This window comes from Bradyrhizobium sp. NBAIM14 (assembly GCF_020193895.1).
Classification (GTDB): Bacteria; Pseudomonadota; Alphaproteobacteria; order Rhizobiales; family Xanthobacteraceae; genus Bradyrhizobium; species Bradyrhizobium yuanmingense.
The window spans coordinates 506,928-522,926 of the sequence record NZ_JADYVQ010000002.1 but is presented as its reverse complement, the minus strand read 5'-3'; the positions used below and the strand labels follow the sequence as shown (position 1 = coordinate 522,926).

At 64.5% G+C, this 15,999-nt stretch carries 15 protein-coding genes; 8 read left to right on the top strand and 7 right to left on the bottom strand.

Annotation, left to right across the window (positions count from 1 at the left end):
* Positions 1-11: 11 nt before the first annotated feature.
* Positions 12-470 carry an NUDIX hydrolase gene (locus I6F28_RS08095; RefSeq protein WP_225139659.1) on the bottom strand — a complete coding sequence of 153 codons (459 nt, stop codon included), beginning with the start codon at positions 468-470 and terminating at the stop codon, positions 12-14.
* Between the two features lie 108 nt (positions 471-578).
* Here I6F28_RS08095 and I6F28_RS08090 point away from each other — a divergent pair, with 108 nt between their 5' ends.
* Entirely contained in the window at positions 579-1,643 is a 1,065-nt protein-coding gene (locus I6F28_RS08090) for a DUF1236 domain-containing protein (protein WP_225139658.1), read from the top strand.
* 43 nt (positions 1,644-1,686) lie between these two features.
* On the opposite strand, the gene I6F28_RS08085 is transcribed toward I6F28_RS08090, so the two are convergent.
* Complete coding sequence (locus I6F28_RS08085) at positions 1,687-2,649, bottom strand: lytic transglycosylase domain-containing protein (protein ID WP_074447519.1); 963 nt, start codon at positions 2,647-2,649, stop codon at positions 1,687-1,689.
* A gap of 177 nt (positions 2,650-2,826) precedes the next feature.
* On the opposite strand from I6F28_RS08085, the gene I6F28_RS08080 reads away from it, so the two are divergent.
* On the top strand, positions 2,827-3,864 hold the full coding sequence (locus tag I6F28_RS08080) for a L,D-transpeptidase family protein (RefSeq protein ID WP_225139657.1): 1,038 nt from the start codon (positions 2,827-2,829) through the stop codon (positions 3,862-3,864).
* On the opposite strand, the gene I6F28_RS08075 is transcribed toward I6F28_RS08080, so the two are convergent.
* The 3 genes from I6F28_RS08075 to I6F28_RS08065 form a co-directional block, all read right to left on the bottom strand.
* The gene (locus tag I6F28_RS08075) at positions 3,861-4,136 is read right to left on the bottom strand and encodes a hypothetical protein (RefSeq protein ID WP_036004252.1); all 276 of its coding nucleotides are present in this window, start codon (positions 4,134-4,136) and stop codon (positions 3,861-3,863) included. The genes I6F28_RS08080 and I6F28_RS08075 overlap by 4 nt on opposite strands.
* Before the next feature lie 76 nt (positions 4,137-4,212).
* Positions 4,213-5,070, bottom strand: a complete 858-nt coding sequence (locus I6F28_RS08070) for a VOC family protein (RefSeq protein WP_036004257.1) — start codon at positions 5,068-5,070, stop codon at positions 4,213-4,215.
* 143 nt (positions 5,071-5,213) lie between these two features.
* Entirely contained in the window at positions 5,214-6,404 is a 1,191-nt protein-coding gene (locus I6F28_RS08065) for a urate hydroxylase PuuD (protein ID WP_036004266.1), read from the bottom strand.
* A 263-nt stretch (positions 6,405-6,667) separates the two neighbouring features.
* Between I6F28_RS08065 and I6F28_RS08060 the strand changes: the two genes are divergently transcribed.
* The gene (locus I6F28_RS08060) at positions 6,668-7,978 is read left to right on the top strand and encodes a PQQ-dependent sugar dehydrogenase (RefSeq protein ID WP_225139724.1); all 1,311 of its coding nucleotides are present in this window, start codon (positions 6,668-6,670) and stop codon (positions 7,976-7,978) included.
* 157 nt (positions 7,979-8,135) lie between these two features.
* Here the strand turns inward: I6F28_RS08060 and I6F28_RS08055 are convergent, their stop codons facing one another.
* Entirely contained in the window at positions 8,136-8,936 is an 801-nt protein-coding gene (locus I6F28_RS08055; protein WP_036004277.1) for an SDR family NAD(P)-dependent oxidoreductase, read from the bottom strand.
* Between the two features lie 243 nt (positions 8,937-9,179).
* Between I6F28_RS08055 and I6F28_RS08050 the strand changes: the two genes are divergently transcribed.
* The 4 genes from I6F28_RS08050 to cyoD are packed head-to-tail and all read left to right on the top strand — an operon-like array spanning position 9,180 to position 13,027.
* Positions 9,180-10,013, top strand: a complete 834-nt coding sequence (locus I6F28_RS08050) for a cytochrome ubiquinol oxidase subunit II family protein (RefSeq protein WP_036026020.1) — start codon at positions 9,180-9,182, stop codon at positions 10,011-10,013.
* Positions 10,003-12,003 carry a cytochrome o ubiquinol oxidase subunit I gene (gene cyoB / locus I6F28_RS08045; protein WP_225139723.1) on the top strand — a complete coding sequence of 667 codons (2,001 nt, stop codon included), beginning with the start codon at positions 10,003-10,005 and terminating at the stop codon, positions 12,001-12,003. Before I6F28_RS08050 ends, cyoB begins: the two co-directional genes overlap by 11 nt.
* On the top strand, positions 12,003-12,644 hold the full coding sequence (locus I6F28_RS08040) for a cytochrome (ubi)quinol oxidase subunit III (RefSeq protein WP_036037890.1): 642 nt from the start codon (positions 12,003-12,005) through the stop codon (positions 12,642-12,644). The genes cyoB and I6F28_RS08040 overlap by 1 nt, the downstream gene beginning before the upstream one ends.
* The gene (gene cyoD / locus I6F28_RS08035) at positions 12,641-13,027 is read left to right on the top strand and encodes a cytochrome o ubiquinol oxidase subunit IV (RefSeq protein WP_225139656.1); all 387 of its coding nucleotides are present in this window, start codon (positions 12,641-12,643) and stop codon (positions 13,025-13,027) included. Before I6F28_RS08040 ends, cyoD begins: the two co-directional genes overlap by 4 nt.
* 380 nt (positions 13,028-13,407) lie before the next feature.
* Here the strand turns inward: cyoD and I6F28_RS08030 are convergent, their stop codons facing one another.
* Positions 13,408-14,196, bottom strand: coding sequence for a thermonuclease family protein (locus tag I6F28_RS08030; RefSeq protein WP_036004291.1), 789 nt, complete (start codon positions 14,194-14,196; stop codon positions 13,408-13,410).
* A gap of 202 nt (positions 14,197-14,398) precedes the next feature.
* Here I6F28_RS08030 and I6F28_RS08025 point away from each other — a divergent pair, with 202 nt between their 5' ends.
* The gene (locus tag I6F28_RS08025) at positions 14,399-15,997 is read left to right on the top strand and encodes a GMC family oxidoreductase (protein WP_225139655.1); all 1,599 of its coding nucleotides are present in this window, start codon (positions 14,399-14,401) and stop codon (positions 15,995-15,997) included.
* The last annotated feature ends 2 nt before the right edge of the window (positions 15,998-15,999 follow it).

Sequence of the window (15,999 nt, the reverse complement as noted above, 5' to 3'; positions counted from 1 at the left end):
GGCGCGACGCGCTATCTGCCGATCAGCAGCTTAAGCCGGTCGAGCAGCGGACGCTGTCCTGCATTGATCTTCTCCTGCGCCGCGTCGAGCGTGAACCATTCGGCGCGGTCGACTTCCGGAAAGGCCTGCCGCTTGCCGCTGCGCGGCGGCCATTCCATCTCGAACGTGTTGCTGCGAATGCTGCGCACGTCGAGATCGAGCTCGGCCGCGAACGCGGTGACGAGCTTGCCCCCGCGCTGCCTGACCTGGCCGAGCGGGGTCAGCGGCAGGGAAAGCTCCAGTCCCAGCTCCTCGGCGAACTCACGTCGCGCCGCGATCTCTGGGTCGTCTCCGTCCGCGTATTCCCCCTTCGGAATCGACCATGCGCCGAGATCCTTGTTGCGCCAGAACGGCCCTCCGGGATGGACCAGGAGCACCTCGATGTTCCCACGCTTGCGATAGGCGATGATCCCGGCACTCTTCGATGGCATTGCAGGTTCCGCAGAAAAAGAGCCGCGGCCTTCCCTCGGGAAAAAGTGGAACTGCGCGTCCTAGCGCAGGTTAGTAGCCAATGTTCATTTGATGAAAGGGAGTGAACCATGATCCGCCTGTTGGCAACCACCGCATTGGGGGTGGCGCTGGCGAGCGCCGCGTATGCGCAATCGCCCAGCACGAATCCGCCGTCTCAGCAGACGCCGCAGTCCCAGTCGAACTCCACCGCGCCATCCACGAGCTCGCAGTCGAGCGCGACCGACAAGCAGCAGACCACATCGCAACCGCAGCAATCCCCGTCGTCGGGAACGCCGGCCCAGACCACGCAGGCCAACCCACCATCGTCCGGCTCCGGCACCGCCAATACGGGCTCGACTGCGCAGTCGCAGAGCGGGACGGCGAATTCCAATGCAGCCGGTAACCAGCCTGCAACGCAGCAGAGTGCCAACCCGCCAGCTGCGAACACCAACCAGGCACAGGACCGGTCCAATCCGCCGCCGGCCAGCAATCAAGCCCAGCAGGCACCGGCCGCATCTGGAACCAACCAGGCCCAGCAGGCACCGACTGCGCCGACGAGCAACCAGGCGGCCGCCCAGACCGACGTCAACCTCAACAAGCAGCAGGAGACCAAGATCAGCGCGTCGATCTCGCACCTCAACGTGCGGCCGCTGACCAACGTCAATTTCGCGCTGAACGTCGGCACGGTGGTGCCGCGCGACGTGCACCTCTCGACGCTGCCGCCCGACGTCGTCGAGATCGTGCCGCAATATCGCGGCTACAGCTTTGCGCTGGTGAAAGATCAGATCGTCGTGGTCGATCCGGCGACCTACAAGATCGTGACGGTGCTGCCGTATTCAGGCCAGTCCACGGCGACAACGACGACGACGCGCGAGCGTAGCGCCAGCAAGTTCTCGGATCGCGATCGCGAGGTGATCCGCAAGCATGCGAAAACCCGTACCGAGGGGCGCAAGGAAGTGCGGACCACCGGCAGCACGGCGCGCAGTGAGATCCGCGTCGGTGACCGTCTTCCCGAGAGCGTCGAGGTCGAGGAGTTCCCGACCACGGTCTACCGCGATGCGCCGGGCTTGCGTGAATATCGCTACATCCACCGCGACACCCGGACCTATGTCATCGAGCCGCGCGAGCGGCGGGTGATCGAGGAGATCGACTAGGTCGATTTAGGTCGGAGCCGCCGCAAGCGAGCGGCTCCGATCGTTAGCCTGACGTCCGTTCGCGCGATGCGAGACGAACGGCGCGAGCCTTCGCGCTCTTTCCGGCCGCGCGTGCCGCGATCATGCTGCGGGCCTTGCCGGGAGCCGTGACATTCTTCCGCAACAGTGTGGCGAGCCGCTTGCGGGCGCCCTTCGTCGTCACGCGCGCCGCGACTTGCTCCGCCTTGCGGATGATGTTCGCAACCGAAGGCGTCAGGTTCACCGGAACCCAGGCGACGTCCTTGGCCTTCGAAAGACTGCCAATGCCTTCGCATGGCGCTTCGCGCGGCAGGTCGATGCGGATCGCGAGTGCCTCCGACCGTTCGGTCCAGTCTTCGGCCTTGGTGCCGGTGATGATCCGGACATAGTCACGCGTTTCGCGCGGCAGCTCGCTCTGCCTGGCAAGCCATTTCTGGATGCGGCCGGGACCGGCATTGTAGGCGGCGGCAGCAAGGCCGAGATTGCCGAAATCGTCGCGCAGCTTGCGCAGGAATTTTGCCGACGCCGGCAGCGCCTTCATCGGATCGAAGGGATCGTCGAGCCCGACCTCGGCGGCCGTCCCCGGCATGAACTGCGCGACGCCCTGCGCGCCAGCATGGCTGACCTCGTTGGACTTGAAGCGGCTCTCCTGCCAGATCAGGCGCGCGAAGAACGGCACCGGAATGCCGCTGGATTCGGCGGCCTCGCGCAGCGCGTGACAAAATCGTTCGGTTGGCGAGGGCTCCGCCTGCACCAACGGCTCGACCGCGCGCGGTGGCTCGATCACCTGCTCGTAAGCCGCGTGCGCGTTGGCAAGCTCGATCGCTTGCACGCTGGCGACGAAGAGCTCGACCACCGGAACAAGTGACGAGGCATGATTGTTCTTCAGAACAGTGGTGTCGAAACGTGATGCTTGGCGGGATGCCGACGGATCGAGATCGCACATCAGAAGCAGAAACGCGGCGCAAGCCGCGACGACAAATCGCATTTGCTGGGAGAACCTCGAACTGTGGGATGAACGGCCAGCGATGCGCCGGCGATAGGAAGTTCTTAACCGTCCGATTGCGGCAAAGCTGCGATCTCGTCGGTTCCTTCGGTGTTACTACGGTGTTCCCGAAGAGAAACTCTCCGCGGCTTTGCGGGCTGTTTGCGAATGGGATGCGCGATGACGATGCGATGGATACTAGGCGCGGTGATGTCGCTGTGGCTCGCCGGCCCGGCGCTCGCAGGCAATCTCGATCGGGCTGCGGTGAACGAGGCTGCGCGTCCTGCGAAGCCGCCGGCCACCGACAAGCTGAATGCAGCCGTGGTGAAGCTTCAGGTGCTGCTCGATCGCGCGCAATTTTCGCCCGGCGAGATCGACGGCAAGTTCGGCGAGAACGCGCAGAAGGCGCTCAAGGCGTTCGCGGAGCAGAACGGCATCGCATCCGACAAGGTTGTGGCGCCGGAGCTCTGGGACAAGCTGACCGCGGCGAGCGAGGGCCCGATTCTCGTCGACTACAAGATCACCGACGCCGACGTGAAGGGACCGTTCTTAAAGAAGCTGCCGGCCAAGCTCGATGACATGAAGTCGCTGGACGCGCTGAGCTACACCAGCCCGCTCGAAGGACTTGCCGAGAAATTCCACATGAGCGCGGATCTGCTCAAGGCGCTCAATCCGGGCAAGACCTTCGACAAGGCCGGAGAGACGATCGTCGTCACAAACGTTCCGGCGCGGCGCGAGCTGCCGCGCATTGCCCGGCTCGAAGTCGATAAGACCAACGGGACCTTGAAAGCGTTCGACGCAAGCGGCGCTCTGCTGGCGTTCTATCCGGCGTCAGTCGGCAGTCCGGATCGCCCGACGCCAACCGGAACGCTGAAGGTCGCCGCCAGCCACGAGCTGCCGACCTACCGCTACAATCCCGAGTACAAGTTCAAGAGCGTCAAGTCCAAGAGACCGTTCGACATCAAGCCGGGTCCGAACAATCCGGTGGGCGCATACTGGATCGGCCTGTCGGCGCAGGGCTACGGCATCCACGGAACGGCAGAGCCCGACAAGGTCAGCAAGTCGGCGTCGCACGGCTGCGTTCGGCTCACCAATTGGGACGCGCGTGTGCTCGGCGAGAACGTGAAGCGCGGCATGCCCGTCGTCTTCCTCGATGCGCCGACGGAATCCTCATCGAAGCGGCAGGGCACGCCCGCTGCGAAGCGTGCCGCGAACTAGTCCTTCGGAAAATCCTTCCGCATCGCGATCTCCGCGGCGTCGCCGGGCGACAGCACGTTTTGATCGAAGGCGGCCTGCGGCGTCGTCATGATGTCGTAGAGCGAGATGCCCTTGATCGGCTTGCCCATGAGCTCGCGGACGCATTCGGCGAGCGTGCCGTTGTAGACGAGATAGGGCGGCCCGCGATCCTTCTGCCGCTCGCCCTTCAGCGACGGCCATTTCTTCAGCTCGGCCGGCGCGTCATAGGCGATCGGCGATCCCTCTTTGAACATGCGTTTGGCCCCGGTGGCTTGATGGCCGGGAAGTCTACAGCCGCCGGGTAAACGCCCGTTAAAGAATTGGCTCAAATCAGCCGGCAATGAAGGCGAGCAGGGTGCCGTTGGCCTTGGCCGGCGGCACGCAGATCGCAGCTCCGCTCCGCACCGCGGCTGGCCCCAGCGCCTTCTCGGTCGCCGCGAGGTCGCCGCTGACCAGCACCAGCGCGGCGCCACCGCGCTCTGAGAGGCCATTCAGCGACACGCCGGGATAGCGCTTGGCGAGCTGGTCCAGCGTCAAATAGACGAAGTCGGCGCGATCGCCGCCGGAAGGCACGATGATGGCGCCGTCCGCGTCGGTCTTCGCCTCGCGGTCGATCAGGCGGGCGAGATGCGCGGCCTCCTTGGCGGGCTCTGGCGTTGCGATCAGCGTCTGCTTGATCCGCTTGGCCGCATTGGCGTGGGTCATCAGCTCGGGGATCCACACAGTCTCGCGGGTCTTGTGCTGGCAGGCGAAGATGCGCACGCCGCCCGGCGCTTCAGCCGTCGGCCACATGAAGGTGCGGAATTTCGCCGCCGAGATCGTGCCGTCTGGCAGCGTGACGGGGCGTTCGAAATCGGTCGGGCCGATCGGCTCCAGGCCCCGTGCACGGATCTCCTCGGCGCCGGCGGTGCTATCGACTGCGGTGAAAGCGATGCGCTCGATGCCCTCGCCATGGCGCTCGACGAAGGCGCGGGCCGGCGCATTGTGCTCGGTTGCCACGAGCACGCCGAGCAGCTCCATGTAATCGGGGTCGAACATGATGGTGTAATTGCCGGTGCCCATATGCGCGCTGTGGGTGCCGCGCGGCGAGACCGTGAAGCCGAGTTGCCGATAATTCTCGGCGGCCTTGTCGAGGTCCTTCACCATGACGACGGCGTGGTCGATACCGATGACGTTCTTGAGGGCCACTGTTGCTATTCCCCGATTGCAAGCTGATTTTGCGCCGCGCCGGCGGCTGTCGGCCATGTCTACGCCGGATGGGCCGTCAAGTCATTTTCAATTCGGCGAGAGATGCGGAATTTCATTCCGCGCGATGCATCCTCCGACGCGCTTCAGCGCGCCTGCTCGAGGTAAGCCGCGAGGACGGCGCGCTCCTCGCCGGTCATCTCGGTGATGTTGCCGGGCGGCATGGAATTGGACCAGGCTGCAACCCGCCCGATCAGGCGAATGTTGCGATGGATGTGCTCGGGCGTGTCGAGCACAATGCCCTTCGGTGCGGTGACGATGCCGGCCCAGACCGGCTCGGCCGCGTGGCACATGCTGCAGCGGGACATCACGATCTCCTCGACATTGGCGGCCGTGACGGGCGCCGACAATGCGCCCGTCTTCACCTCGCGCGGTCCGGCGGCGGAGAGGAGGAGGATCGCAATCACGCCGGCCGCGGCCACGCCCCACACCCACCAGGGCGATTTGCGCCCGGCATGACGCTCGTTGAAGAAGTGGCGGATCACCGGCCCGAGCGCCAGGACGATCGCGACGATAATCCAGTTGAAGCGCGTGGCGTAGAGCAGGGGGTAGTGATTGCTGATCATCAGCACGACGACGGGAAGCGTCAGGTAATTGTTGTGGACCGAGCGTTCCTTGCTGGCCTTGCCGAGCTTGGGGTCAGGCGCCTGTCCGGCGATCAGGCTGGCCACGATCTTCTTCTGGTTCGGAATGATCAGCGTGAAGACGTTGGCGACCATGATGGTGCCGATGATCGCGCCGATCTGGTTGAAGGCGCCGCGTCCGCTCAGCACATGGGTGAAGGCGTAAGTGAGTGCGACCAGGAACAGATAGCCGCCGATGGCGAAGGGCAGTTCGCGCTGGGCGAGCCCGGTGCGGCAGGCGGCCTCATAGAGCAGCCACGCCAGCGCCAGGCTGCAGAAGCTGAACAGTCCGGCCTGGAATGATGTGAGGTCGAGGATCGACTTGTCGACCAGGAACAGGTCGGCCTCGAGATAATACACCACCACCATCAGCGCGAAGCCGGACAGCCAGGTCGTGTAGGCCTCCCATTTGAACCAGGTCAGCTCGTCCGGCATCTGGCTGGGCGCGACCAGGTATTTCATGATCCGGTAGAAGCCGCCGCCATGGACCTGCCAGGCCTCGCCCTGCACGCCGCCCGGCAGGTCGGCCTTCGGCTTCAGGCTGAGGTCGAGGGCGATGAAATAGAAGGAACTGCCGATCCAGGCGATTGCGGCCACCACGTGCAGCCAGCGCAGCAGCAGGCTCGCCCATTCCGATATGACGGATCCCCACATGATCTCCTCATCCGGCGCGACCTGGATGCCGCAGCCTCCATGACCGTAACCGGCGATCGCCGCCCTCACAATGTGTCGCACCGTTCAACCGCATTTTCCAGTATGATGGACTGCGGCTGATGCACATCGTGCGGGCATGAACTGACGTGGGATTCGGCAGGCGCCAAACTCGCCGAGAGACCTTTTGCGGGTGATCGGCGTTGACGCACGACACGCCCAAGGCGGAGGACGACGAATTGAGCGACAGGATAAGGTTCGTGGCGATGCTCGCAGCGCTGCTGGCTGCTGCTGCGGCCGGCGCACACGCCGAGCCCGTGTTGCAGGGCAAGGATGCCTATGGCGATTGGCGCGCCGACAAGCCCGGCACGGTCAGGCTGATCCGGCCGCAGGATCTGGTCAGGCCCGGCGCCACGCGATCGGTTGCGAGCTCGTCGCGCGTGGTGCCGCGTCCGCCGGAAGCCCAGCTCCAGGTGCCGGCCGGCTTCAAGATCGAGCTGTTCGCCGAAGGCCTGCGCGCGCCGCGCATCATCCGCGTGGCGCCGAATGGCGACGTGTTCGTCGCGGAAATGCGCGCCGGCACCGTCCGGGTGCTGCGCGCGGGCGAAGGCGGCAAGGTCGCCACCAACGAGGTGTTCGCCAGCGGCCTGCGGCAGCCATTCGGCATCGCCTTCTTTCCGAATGGCGACAATCCGCAATGGGTCTATGTCGCCAACACCGACAGCGTCGTCCGCTTTCCCTACCGGGCCGGCGATCTCAAGGCGCGCGGCAAGGCGGAGACGGTTGTCGCAAGCCTGCCGGATGGGGGCCATTCCACCCGCGATATCGTCTTCACGCCCGACAACAAGCGTATGCTGGTGTCGGTGGGTTCGCTCAGCAACGTCGCCGAAGGCATGGGCACGCCGCCCGGCGGGATGGAGGCGTGGGCGAAGACGCAGCCGCTCGGCGCCACATGGGCCAGCGAGCTCGAGCGCGGCGCGGTGCTGGCCTTCAACCCTGACGGCAAGGAGCGAAAGATCCATGCCACCGGTATCCGCAACTGCGTCGGCCTCGCGATCCAGCCGCAGACCGGTCTGCCCTGGTGCTCGACCAATGAGCGCGACGGTCTCGGCGACGACCTCGTGCCCGATTACGTCACGAGCGTGAAGGAAGGCGCGTTCTACGGCTGGCCGTGGTTCTATATCGGTGGCAATGAAGACCCGCGCCATGCCGGCGCGCGGCCGGATCTCAAGGACAAGGTGACGGTGCCCGATGTGCTGATCCAGCCGCACTCGGCCTCACTCGGCATGACCTTCTACCAGGGCGCGCAGTTTCCGCCCGAATACCAGGGCGACGCCTTCGCCGCCCAGCACGGCTCCTGGAATAGGTCGAAACGCACCGGCTACAAGGTGATCCGCATCCGCATGAAGGACGGCAAGCCGACCGGCGAGTACGAGGATTTCGTGACGGGGTTCGTCGTGAACGATACGGAAGTGTGGGGCAGGCCGGTGGGAGTGGCGGTGGCGAAGGATGGATCGCTGCTGATCTCGGAAGATGGCAACGGCACGATCTGGCGGGTGACAAGCGCGCCGCGGTGACGCTGCACCCTCTCCCCTTGTGGGAGAGGGTGGCTTCGCGAACGCGAAGCCGGGTGAGGGGTATCTATCGTCACGATCAGTCTCAGGTGTAGAGAGAACCCCTCATCCGGCGCTTTGCGCCACCTTCTCCCACAAGGGGAGAAGGAAGAAGAGCACCTCATCCTCGTCTCACGCTCGCACCGCCATCCACCGGCAGCGTCACGCCCGTGATGAAATTCGCCTCGTCGCTCGCCAGGAACAGCGCGGCGTTGGCGACGTCCCAGCCCGTACCCATCTTTCTGCGCAGCGGCACCTTGCTGTCGCGTTCGGCTTCGACCTCGGCGCGGGTCTTGTGCCATTCGCGGGCGCGGGTGTCGACGGCCATCGGCGTGTTCATCAGGCCGGGCAGGATGACGTTGGCGCGGATGCCGTATTCGGCGTTCTGGTAGGCGAGCTGTTCGGTGAAGGCGATCATCGCCGACTTCGTCGCTTTGTAGGCGACGTAAGGATAGGTGGTGATCGCGGCCATCGACGAGATGTTGATAATGGCGCCGCTTCTCTGCGCGCGCATGATCGGGATCACTTCCTTCGCCGCGAGAATGCAGCTCTTCAGATTGATGGCGACGACGCGATCGAATGCCTCCTCGGTTATTTGCAGCAGCTCGGCATCGCCACCGGCGAGGCTGACGCCGACATTGTTGTGCAGCACGTCGATACGTTCCCAGCGCGATTGCGCGTCCGCAACCATCGCCTTGATGTCCGCAGCCTTGGTCACGTCCGCCTTGAAGGCCGCCGCCGTGCCGCCTTTCGCGGTGATCATCGTGACCGTCTCCTGCGCCGATTCCAGATGGTGGTCGACACACAAGACCTTGGCGCCCTCGCGCGCGAAGATGAGCGCGGTCGCGCGGCCGTTGCCCATGCCTTCGCCGGGGCTTTGCCCGGCGCCGACGACGATCGCGACCTTGTCCTTCAAGCGCATCTCGGTTCACTCCCGTCCTTGTCATTATTTTCGTGCAGACTAGCAATCGCGCTCCTGGGAGAGAAGAGCGCGCTTTCCGCGTTCATGTCATTGACATCACACGGAATTGCATGTGGCGGCCGGTCCATCGCGCATGGCTGGCCGTTGCGGTCGAGGAACCGTTCCGGCCTCGCAGCGTTTGTCGCGGAGCCTTTCCCGCGCTAGGCTCAGTCTCGGGGCTTCCCAACCACCAGTGGCTTGCCGATGAATCTGCTCGATCCGCAAGGGCCCGTGGCTGCGGCCAATAGAACTATTTTGGTCGATTCGGTCTTCATCATGCTCGTGATCGTGGTGCCGACCATTTTCGCGATTCTGGCTTTCGCGTTCTGGTTTCGCGCCTCGAATCCGAGGGCGCGCTACCAGCCGGAGTTCGTCTATTCCGGCCGCGTCGAGATGGTGGTGTGGTCTATTCCGGCGCTCACCGTGATCCTGCTCGGCGGCGTCGCCTGGATCGGCTCGCACCAGCTCGATCCCGCCGCGCCCGTTCCGGGCACCGGCAGCCCAGTGCGGATCCAGGCGGTCTCGCTCGACTGGAAATGGCTGTTCATCTACCCGGACCAGCGCATCGCCACCGTCAACACGCTGACGGTGCCGGCCGGCGCCGAGCTGAATTTCCAGCTGACGTCATCGAGCGTGATGAACACGTTCTTCATCCCGCAGCTCGGCAGCATGATCTACACCATGAACGGCATGGTGACGAAGCTGAACCTGCGCGCCGACAACGAAGGCAAGCTTCAGGGTCTGTCCGCGCATTTCTCCGGCGACGGTTTCCCGGACATGATGTTCGACGTCAACGTGATCTCGCCGCTCGCCTTCCCGGACTGGGTGGCGAACACGGCGAAGACGGACGCGGTGCTGAACGAGGACAGCTACAAGAAGCTGATGCAGCAGGGCATTGAGAAGGGCAGGCCGGTCTACCGCCTCGACGATCCGCGCCTGTTCGATTTGATCGCGACCCAGCACATTCCGCCGGGGCCCGGGCCGGCCCTCGCGTCCGAAGCAGGCCGGTCGCACAGTGGAGGCCATGATGCTCGGTAAGCTCGATTGGTCGGCCATCCCGCTCGACCAGCCGATTCCGCTCGTCGCCGGCGCGGTGGTGCTGGTCGCGATCCTCGGCGTGCTGGGCTGGGTCGTGGTGAAGGGACATCTGCCCTATCTCTGGCACGAATGGATCACCAGCGTCGATCACAAGCGCATCGGCGTCATGTACATCCTGCTCGCCTCGGTCATGCTGCTGCGCGGCGGCAGCGACGCCATCATGATGCGGATCCAGCAGGCTGTGGCGTATCAATCGCAGGGCTATCTGCCGCCGGAGCACTACAACCAGATATTCTCCGCGCACGGCACCATCATGATCTTCTTCGTGGCGATGCCGTTCGTGATCGGGCTGATGAACCTCATCGTACCGCTCCAGCTCGGCGTGCGCGACGTCGCCTTCCCGACGCTCAATTCGGTCGGCTTCTGGCTGACGGCGACGGGTGCGCTCTTGGTCAATATCTCGCTCGTGGTCGGCGAATTCGCGCGCACCGGCTGGCTCGCCTTTCCGCCGCTGTCGGAACTGTCCTATTCGCCCGGCGTCGGCGTCGACTATTACGCCTGGTCGCTGCAGATCTCCGGCGTCGGCACGCTGGTGGCCGGCATCAATCTCGTCACCACCGTGCTGAAGCTGCGCACCAAGGGCATGAACTACCTGCGCATGCCGATGTTCTGCTGGACCACGCTCGCCTCGAACCTCCTCATCGTCGCGGCGTTCCCGATCCTCACCGCGACGCTCGCGATGCTGCTGCTCGACCGCTATCTCGGCTTCCACTTCTTCACCAACGAGGCCGGCGGCAACGTCATGATGTTCATGAACCTGATCTGGGCCTGGGGCCATCCCGAGGTCTACATCCTGGTGCTGCCCGCCTTCGGCATCTTCTCCGAGGTGGTCTCGACCTTCTCCGGCAAGGCGCTATTCGGCTACCGCTCCATGGTGCTCGCGACCATGGCGATCTGTGTCGTCTCCTTCATGGTCTGGCTGCACCACTTCTTCACGATGGGCGCAGGTCCCAACGTCAATGCCATCTTCGGCATCGCCAGCATGATCATTGCGATACCGACCGGCGTGAAGATCTACAATTGGCTGTTCACGATGTATGGCGGCCGCATCCGTTTTGCGACACCAATGTTGTGGTCGGTCGGCTTCATGGTGACGTTTCTCATCGGCGGACTGACCGGCGTGCTGCTCGCGGTGCCGCCGGCCGACTTCATGCTCCACAACAGCATGTTCCTGGTGGCGCACTTCCACAACGTGATCATCGGCGGCGTGCTGTTCGGTGTTTTTGCCGGCTTCGAGTACTGGTTCCCGAAGGCGTTCGGGTTCCGTCTCGACGAACGCTGGGGCAAGGCCGCGTTCTGGTTCACCTTCATCGGTTTCTTCATAACCTTCATGCCGCTCTACATTGCCGGCATGCTCGGCATGACCCGGCGCATGCAGCACTACGACGTCGCGGCCTGGCGGCCCTGGATGATCGTTGCGGCGGTCGGCGTGGCGGTGCTGACGATCGGGGTGATCTGCCAGATCGTGCAGCTCGTCGTCAGCATCCGCAATCGCGAGGCGTTGCGCGACCGCACCGGCGATCCCTGGGACGGGCGCTCGCTGGAATGGGCAACCTCGTCGCCGCCGCCGGCGTTCAACTTCGCCTTCAATCCCGATGTGCGCGGCGAGGACGCCTATTGGGATATGAAGGCGCGCGCGAGGCAGCAATCGCTCGCGCATAAGACGCCGGATTATCAGGATATCGAGATGCCCCGGAATTCCCCGACCGGATTCGTCTGTGCCTTCTTCGCCACCATCATGGGATTCGCGCTGATCTGGCACATCTGGTGGATGGTGATCCTGGGCGGCTTGGGCGCTTGGGCGACCTTCGTCGTGTTCGCCTGGCGCGACCATGACGAATACGTCATCCCGGCCGAGGAGGTCGCCCGCATCGACCGCAGCAACATCGAGGAACGGCGCAACCTCGTCAGCATGGCGGGAGCAGTCTGATGGCGATGACCGCGACCGCAAGCCACGCGCACGCCGATCCCCATCATATCGGCCTCGTCATCGAGCATCCCGGCCCCGCGCCGAAGCGGATCGTGACCGCCTACGGCTTCTGGATCTTCCTGCTCTCCGACATCGTGATGTTCTCCTGCTTCTTCGCGGCCTATGCGGTGCTGTCAGGCCAGACCGCCGGCGGCCCCAAGGGCGCGGAGATCTTCGAGCAGAGGAACGTGGCGATCGAGACGGTCTGCCTGCTGTTGTCGAGCTTCACCTGCGGCATGGCCAGCATCGCCGCCGACGTGCGCAACCGGTTCTGGTTTTATCTTAGCATGACCGTGACCTGCGTGCTCGGGCTGATATTCCTCGTTCTCGAGTTTCGCGAATTTGCCGACCTCATCGCGCGCGGCTATGGCCCGTCACGCAGTGCGTTCCTGACCGCGTTCTTCTCGCTGGTCGGCTGCCATGGCCTTCACGTCTCCGCCGGCGTGCTGTGGCTTCTCACCATGATGGCCCAGGTGTTCGCCAAGGGCTTTCGCGCAGACATCTTGCGCCGGATGACGTGCTTTGCGCTGTTCTGGCACGCGCTCGACATCGTCTGGGTCGCAGTGTTCTCCGTCGTTTACCTGCTCGGGAGCGCGCCATGAGTGAGCAGACGCATGGGATGGTCAAACGCGACCTCGCGCCGGGCGAGGAAGAAGAGCATAGCGTCGGCGCAAGGATCCTCGGTTACGTCGTCGGGCTCGTGCTCGCGCTGCTGCTCACGGCGACGTCGTTCTTCATCGCCGGCACGGACCTGGTCTGGCAGCCCTCGATTCCCGTCGCGCTGATCGTGCTCGCGATCGCACAGATGGGCGTGCATCTGGTGTTCTTCCTGCACATCACCACCGGCCCCGATAACACCAACAACGTGCTGGCGCTCGCCTTCGGGCTGCTGGTGGTGTTCCTGGTGGTCGGCGGCACGGTCTGGATCATGGCGAATCTCAACGCCAACATGCCGCCGATGGACCAGATCATGATGCGACAGTAGCGCGCATCGCAGAGAGCAAGTCGTGAGCTTGATGCGTTGATCTCGCCGCATCGTCATGGCCGGGCTTGACCAGGCTTGACCCGGCCATCCACGCCTTGCTTCACGCACGAAGCACGTGAATGCCCGGGACAAGCCCGGGCATGACGGCCTCGGTTTGGAGCGACGCACAAAAAGAAAGAGCCGCTTGCTTGTGACAAGCGGCCCAAGTCTAGGGAGGAAACGCCCAAGCAAAGACAATCGGCCGGAGCCGGATTGCTGCCAAGGAAACGCTCGCGCAAGGGCGCTTGCGTTGGCATACAAATGCAGCAACCGCCGACGAAGTTCAATTCCGGATCAATACGGTCTCGGATTACCACTCAGGGGTGCGTGAGGGAGCTTGCTCACCTTGGCCGGCGGCAATTGTAGGCCTTGCGGAAGCCGGCCGCCTGGGCGTCGTCCTCCGAGCAGAACCAGCGATCCGGTGTCGTGGTCGCGGGATAGCTCGGACATCCGCGCAGATGGTAGATGCCGATATTGCCGGTGACGCGGGCGCGCACCGCGAGCTTGCCCTTGATGCTGCAGTTGGGGGGCATGGTCAGCTCCTCCGGAAACAGCACGGCGCGGATTTCCTTGTCGCGGTCCGGGCGGCAGGCGGTGCCCAGCAGCGCGCCGTCCTTCTTGCCGCTGCGGAAATCTTGCGGTGCAACAAAACAGCCCTTCCAGATCCCCGCCGCCGTCGTCTTGGCCTCGGTGGCTGCCGGCTTGACGTTGGCCTTCATCGGCTCGCGTGCGAGGGCAAAGCCGAGCTTGATCAGCTGCTCGTTCAGGCTGGCCTTGTCGCCTTCGGCCGTGCAGATGGCGCGGTGCCGCTTGCCAAAGCTCTTCTCGGGCCCGACATCGTCGCAGCGCACCGTTCGTTTGTTGATGAGCTTCGCGAGCTGGTCGCGGGCCTCGATGCCGCAGGTCCAGGCATCGGCTTTATTGTCGATGCAGACCTGGTCGAGCTCCGGCGCGTCGACGCCGTCGAGCCGGTAGGTGACGTCGCCGAGCTGGACCGAGTTGCCGTCACGGGCCGTCGCGGCGCCGGTCAGCGCGGAAACTGGTCCGGACGAGGCCAGAAATCCGGACCAGGCGAGAAACGAAACGAGCGCAAAAGCGCGGGTGGCGGCAACGAATTTCTGGAAGGACATACGGTCTCGCTTATCGATGGCTCGTGCGCCCCGTTCCTAGCATCCGGATCTGGCGAGACCAATGGTCTGCGCCTCGCGAAGTGCGACATTCCGGCCCCGCCGCTTTACTCCGCCGGCGCTCTGCCCGTATCGTTTCGCCGGCCTCGCTGACCGCGCAAGGCCGAATCGCCCGGTAAGCGGCGAGGGGGAGGACAAGGTTGCGATGAAAGACCCGGTGGATGTCCTGATCATCGGCGCCGGCGCTTCGGGCGCGGCGGTGGCGTGGTCGCTGGCCGAGACCAAGATGCACATCCTCTGCCTGGAGCAGGGCGGCTGGATGAACCCGGCGGAATATCCCAGCACGGGCCGCGACTGGGAGGCCAAGTTCTACGGCGAGTGGTCGTCGAGCCCCAATGTTCGCGGCCGTCCCGAGGACTACCCGATCAACGACGACAACTCTCCGATCAAGGTCGTGAACTACAACGCGGTCGGCGGCTCGACGGTGATGTACACCGCGCACTGGCCGCGGCTGCATCCCTCCGATTTCAAGGTGAAGACGCTCGACGGCGTCGCCGACGACTGGCCGATCGACTACGAGGCATTGACTCCGTTCTTCGAAGAGAACGACCGCATGATGGGCACGTCGGGGCTATCGGGCGATCCGCTGTCGCCGCTGACGCATCCGCCGATGCCGCAGCAGCCGATGGGCCTGTCCGGCGCCATCATCGCCAAGGCCATGAACAAGCTCGGCTGGCACTGGTGGCCGTCGGACACCACGGTCGCGACGATGGACTACGAGGGCCGGGCGCGCTGCATCAATCTCGGGCATTGCACGCCGGCCTGCGCGCAAGGCGCAAAATCCTCCACCGACATCACCTATTGGCCGCATGCGATCCGTGCCGGCGTCGAGCTGCGCACGCATTGCCGGGTGCGCGAGATCACCACCGACGAGAACGGCATGGCCTCGGGCGTGGTCTATTACGACAAGGACGGCGTCGAGCAGTTTCAGCCCGCGCATGTCGTCGTCATCGCCTGCAACGGCGTCGGCACGCCGCGGCTGCTGCTCAACTCGGCATCGGGCCGCTTCCCCAACGGGCTCGCCAATTCGTCGGGCCTCGTCGGCAAGAACCTGATGTTCCACCCCTATGCGCAGATCTACGGCTATGTGAAGGAGCCGACCGACTCTAACCGCGCGCCGCCGACCTGTCTGTGGAGCAAGCAATGGTACGACACCGACCTGTCGCGCGGCTTCGTGCGCGGCTATGGCGTGCAGTTCGTGCGCGGGGCCGGGCCGGTGTTCGAGGCCGTAGTCAGCGAGCAGAAGGGCATCTTGCCGTGGGGCGAGGATCACCACCGCGTGTTCCGCAAGCTGAACGGCCACCGGCTTGGTTTCTCCGCAATCTGCGAGGATTTGCCGGAGGAGCACAATCGTGTCACGCTCGATCCGGTGCTGAAGGACAGTCACGGCATTCCCGCGCCGAAGGTCGACTACACCATCAGCGAGAACAGCCGGAAGATGATGGAGCACGCGCTGGCGCGCGGCCGCGAGTTTCTCGAGACGGCCGGCGCGAGCGACATCTGCGTCAACTCGCCGATCCCCTGGGGCGGCTGGCACCTGCTCGGCACCGCGCGCATGGGCACCGACCCCGAGCGTTCCGTCGTCAACGAATGGGGCCGCGCGCACGACGTGAAGAACCTCTTCATCGTCGACGGCAGCATCTTCGTCACCTCGGGCGGCGTGAACCCGACCTCCACCATCCAGGCCCTCGCGCTCTACATCGCCGACCAGATGAAGCAGCGCCTCGCCAATCTGTTCGATTGAGG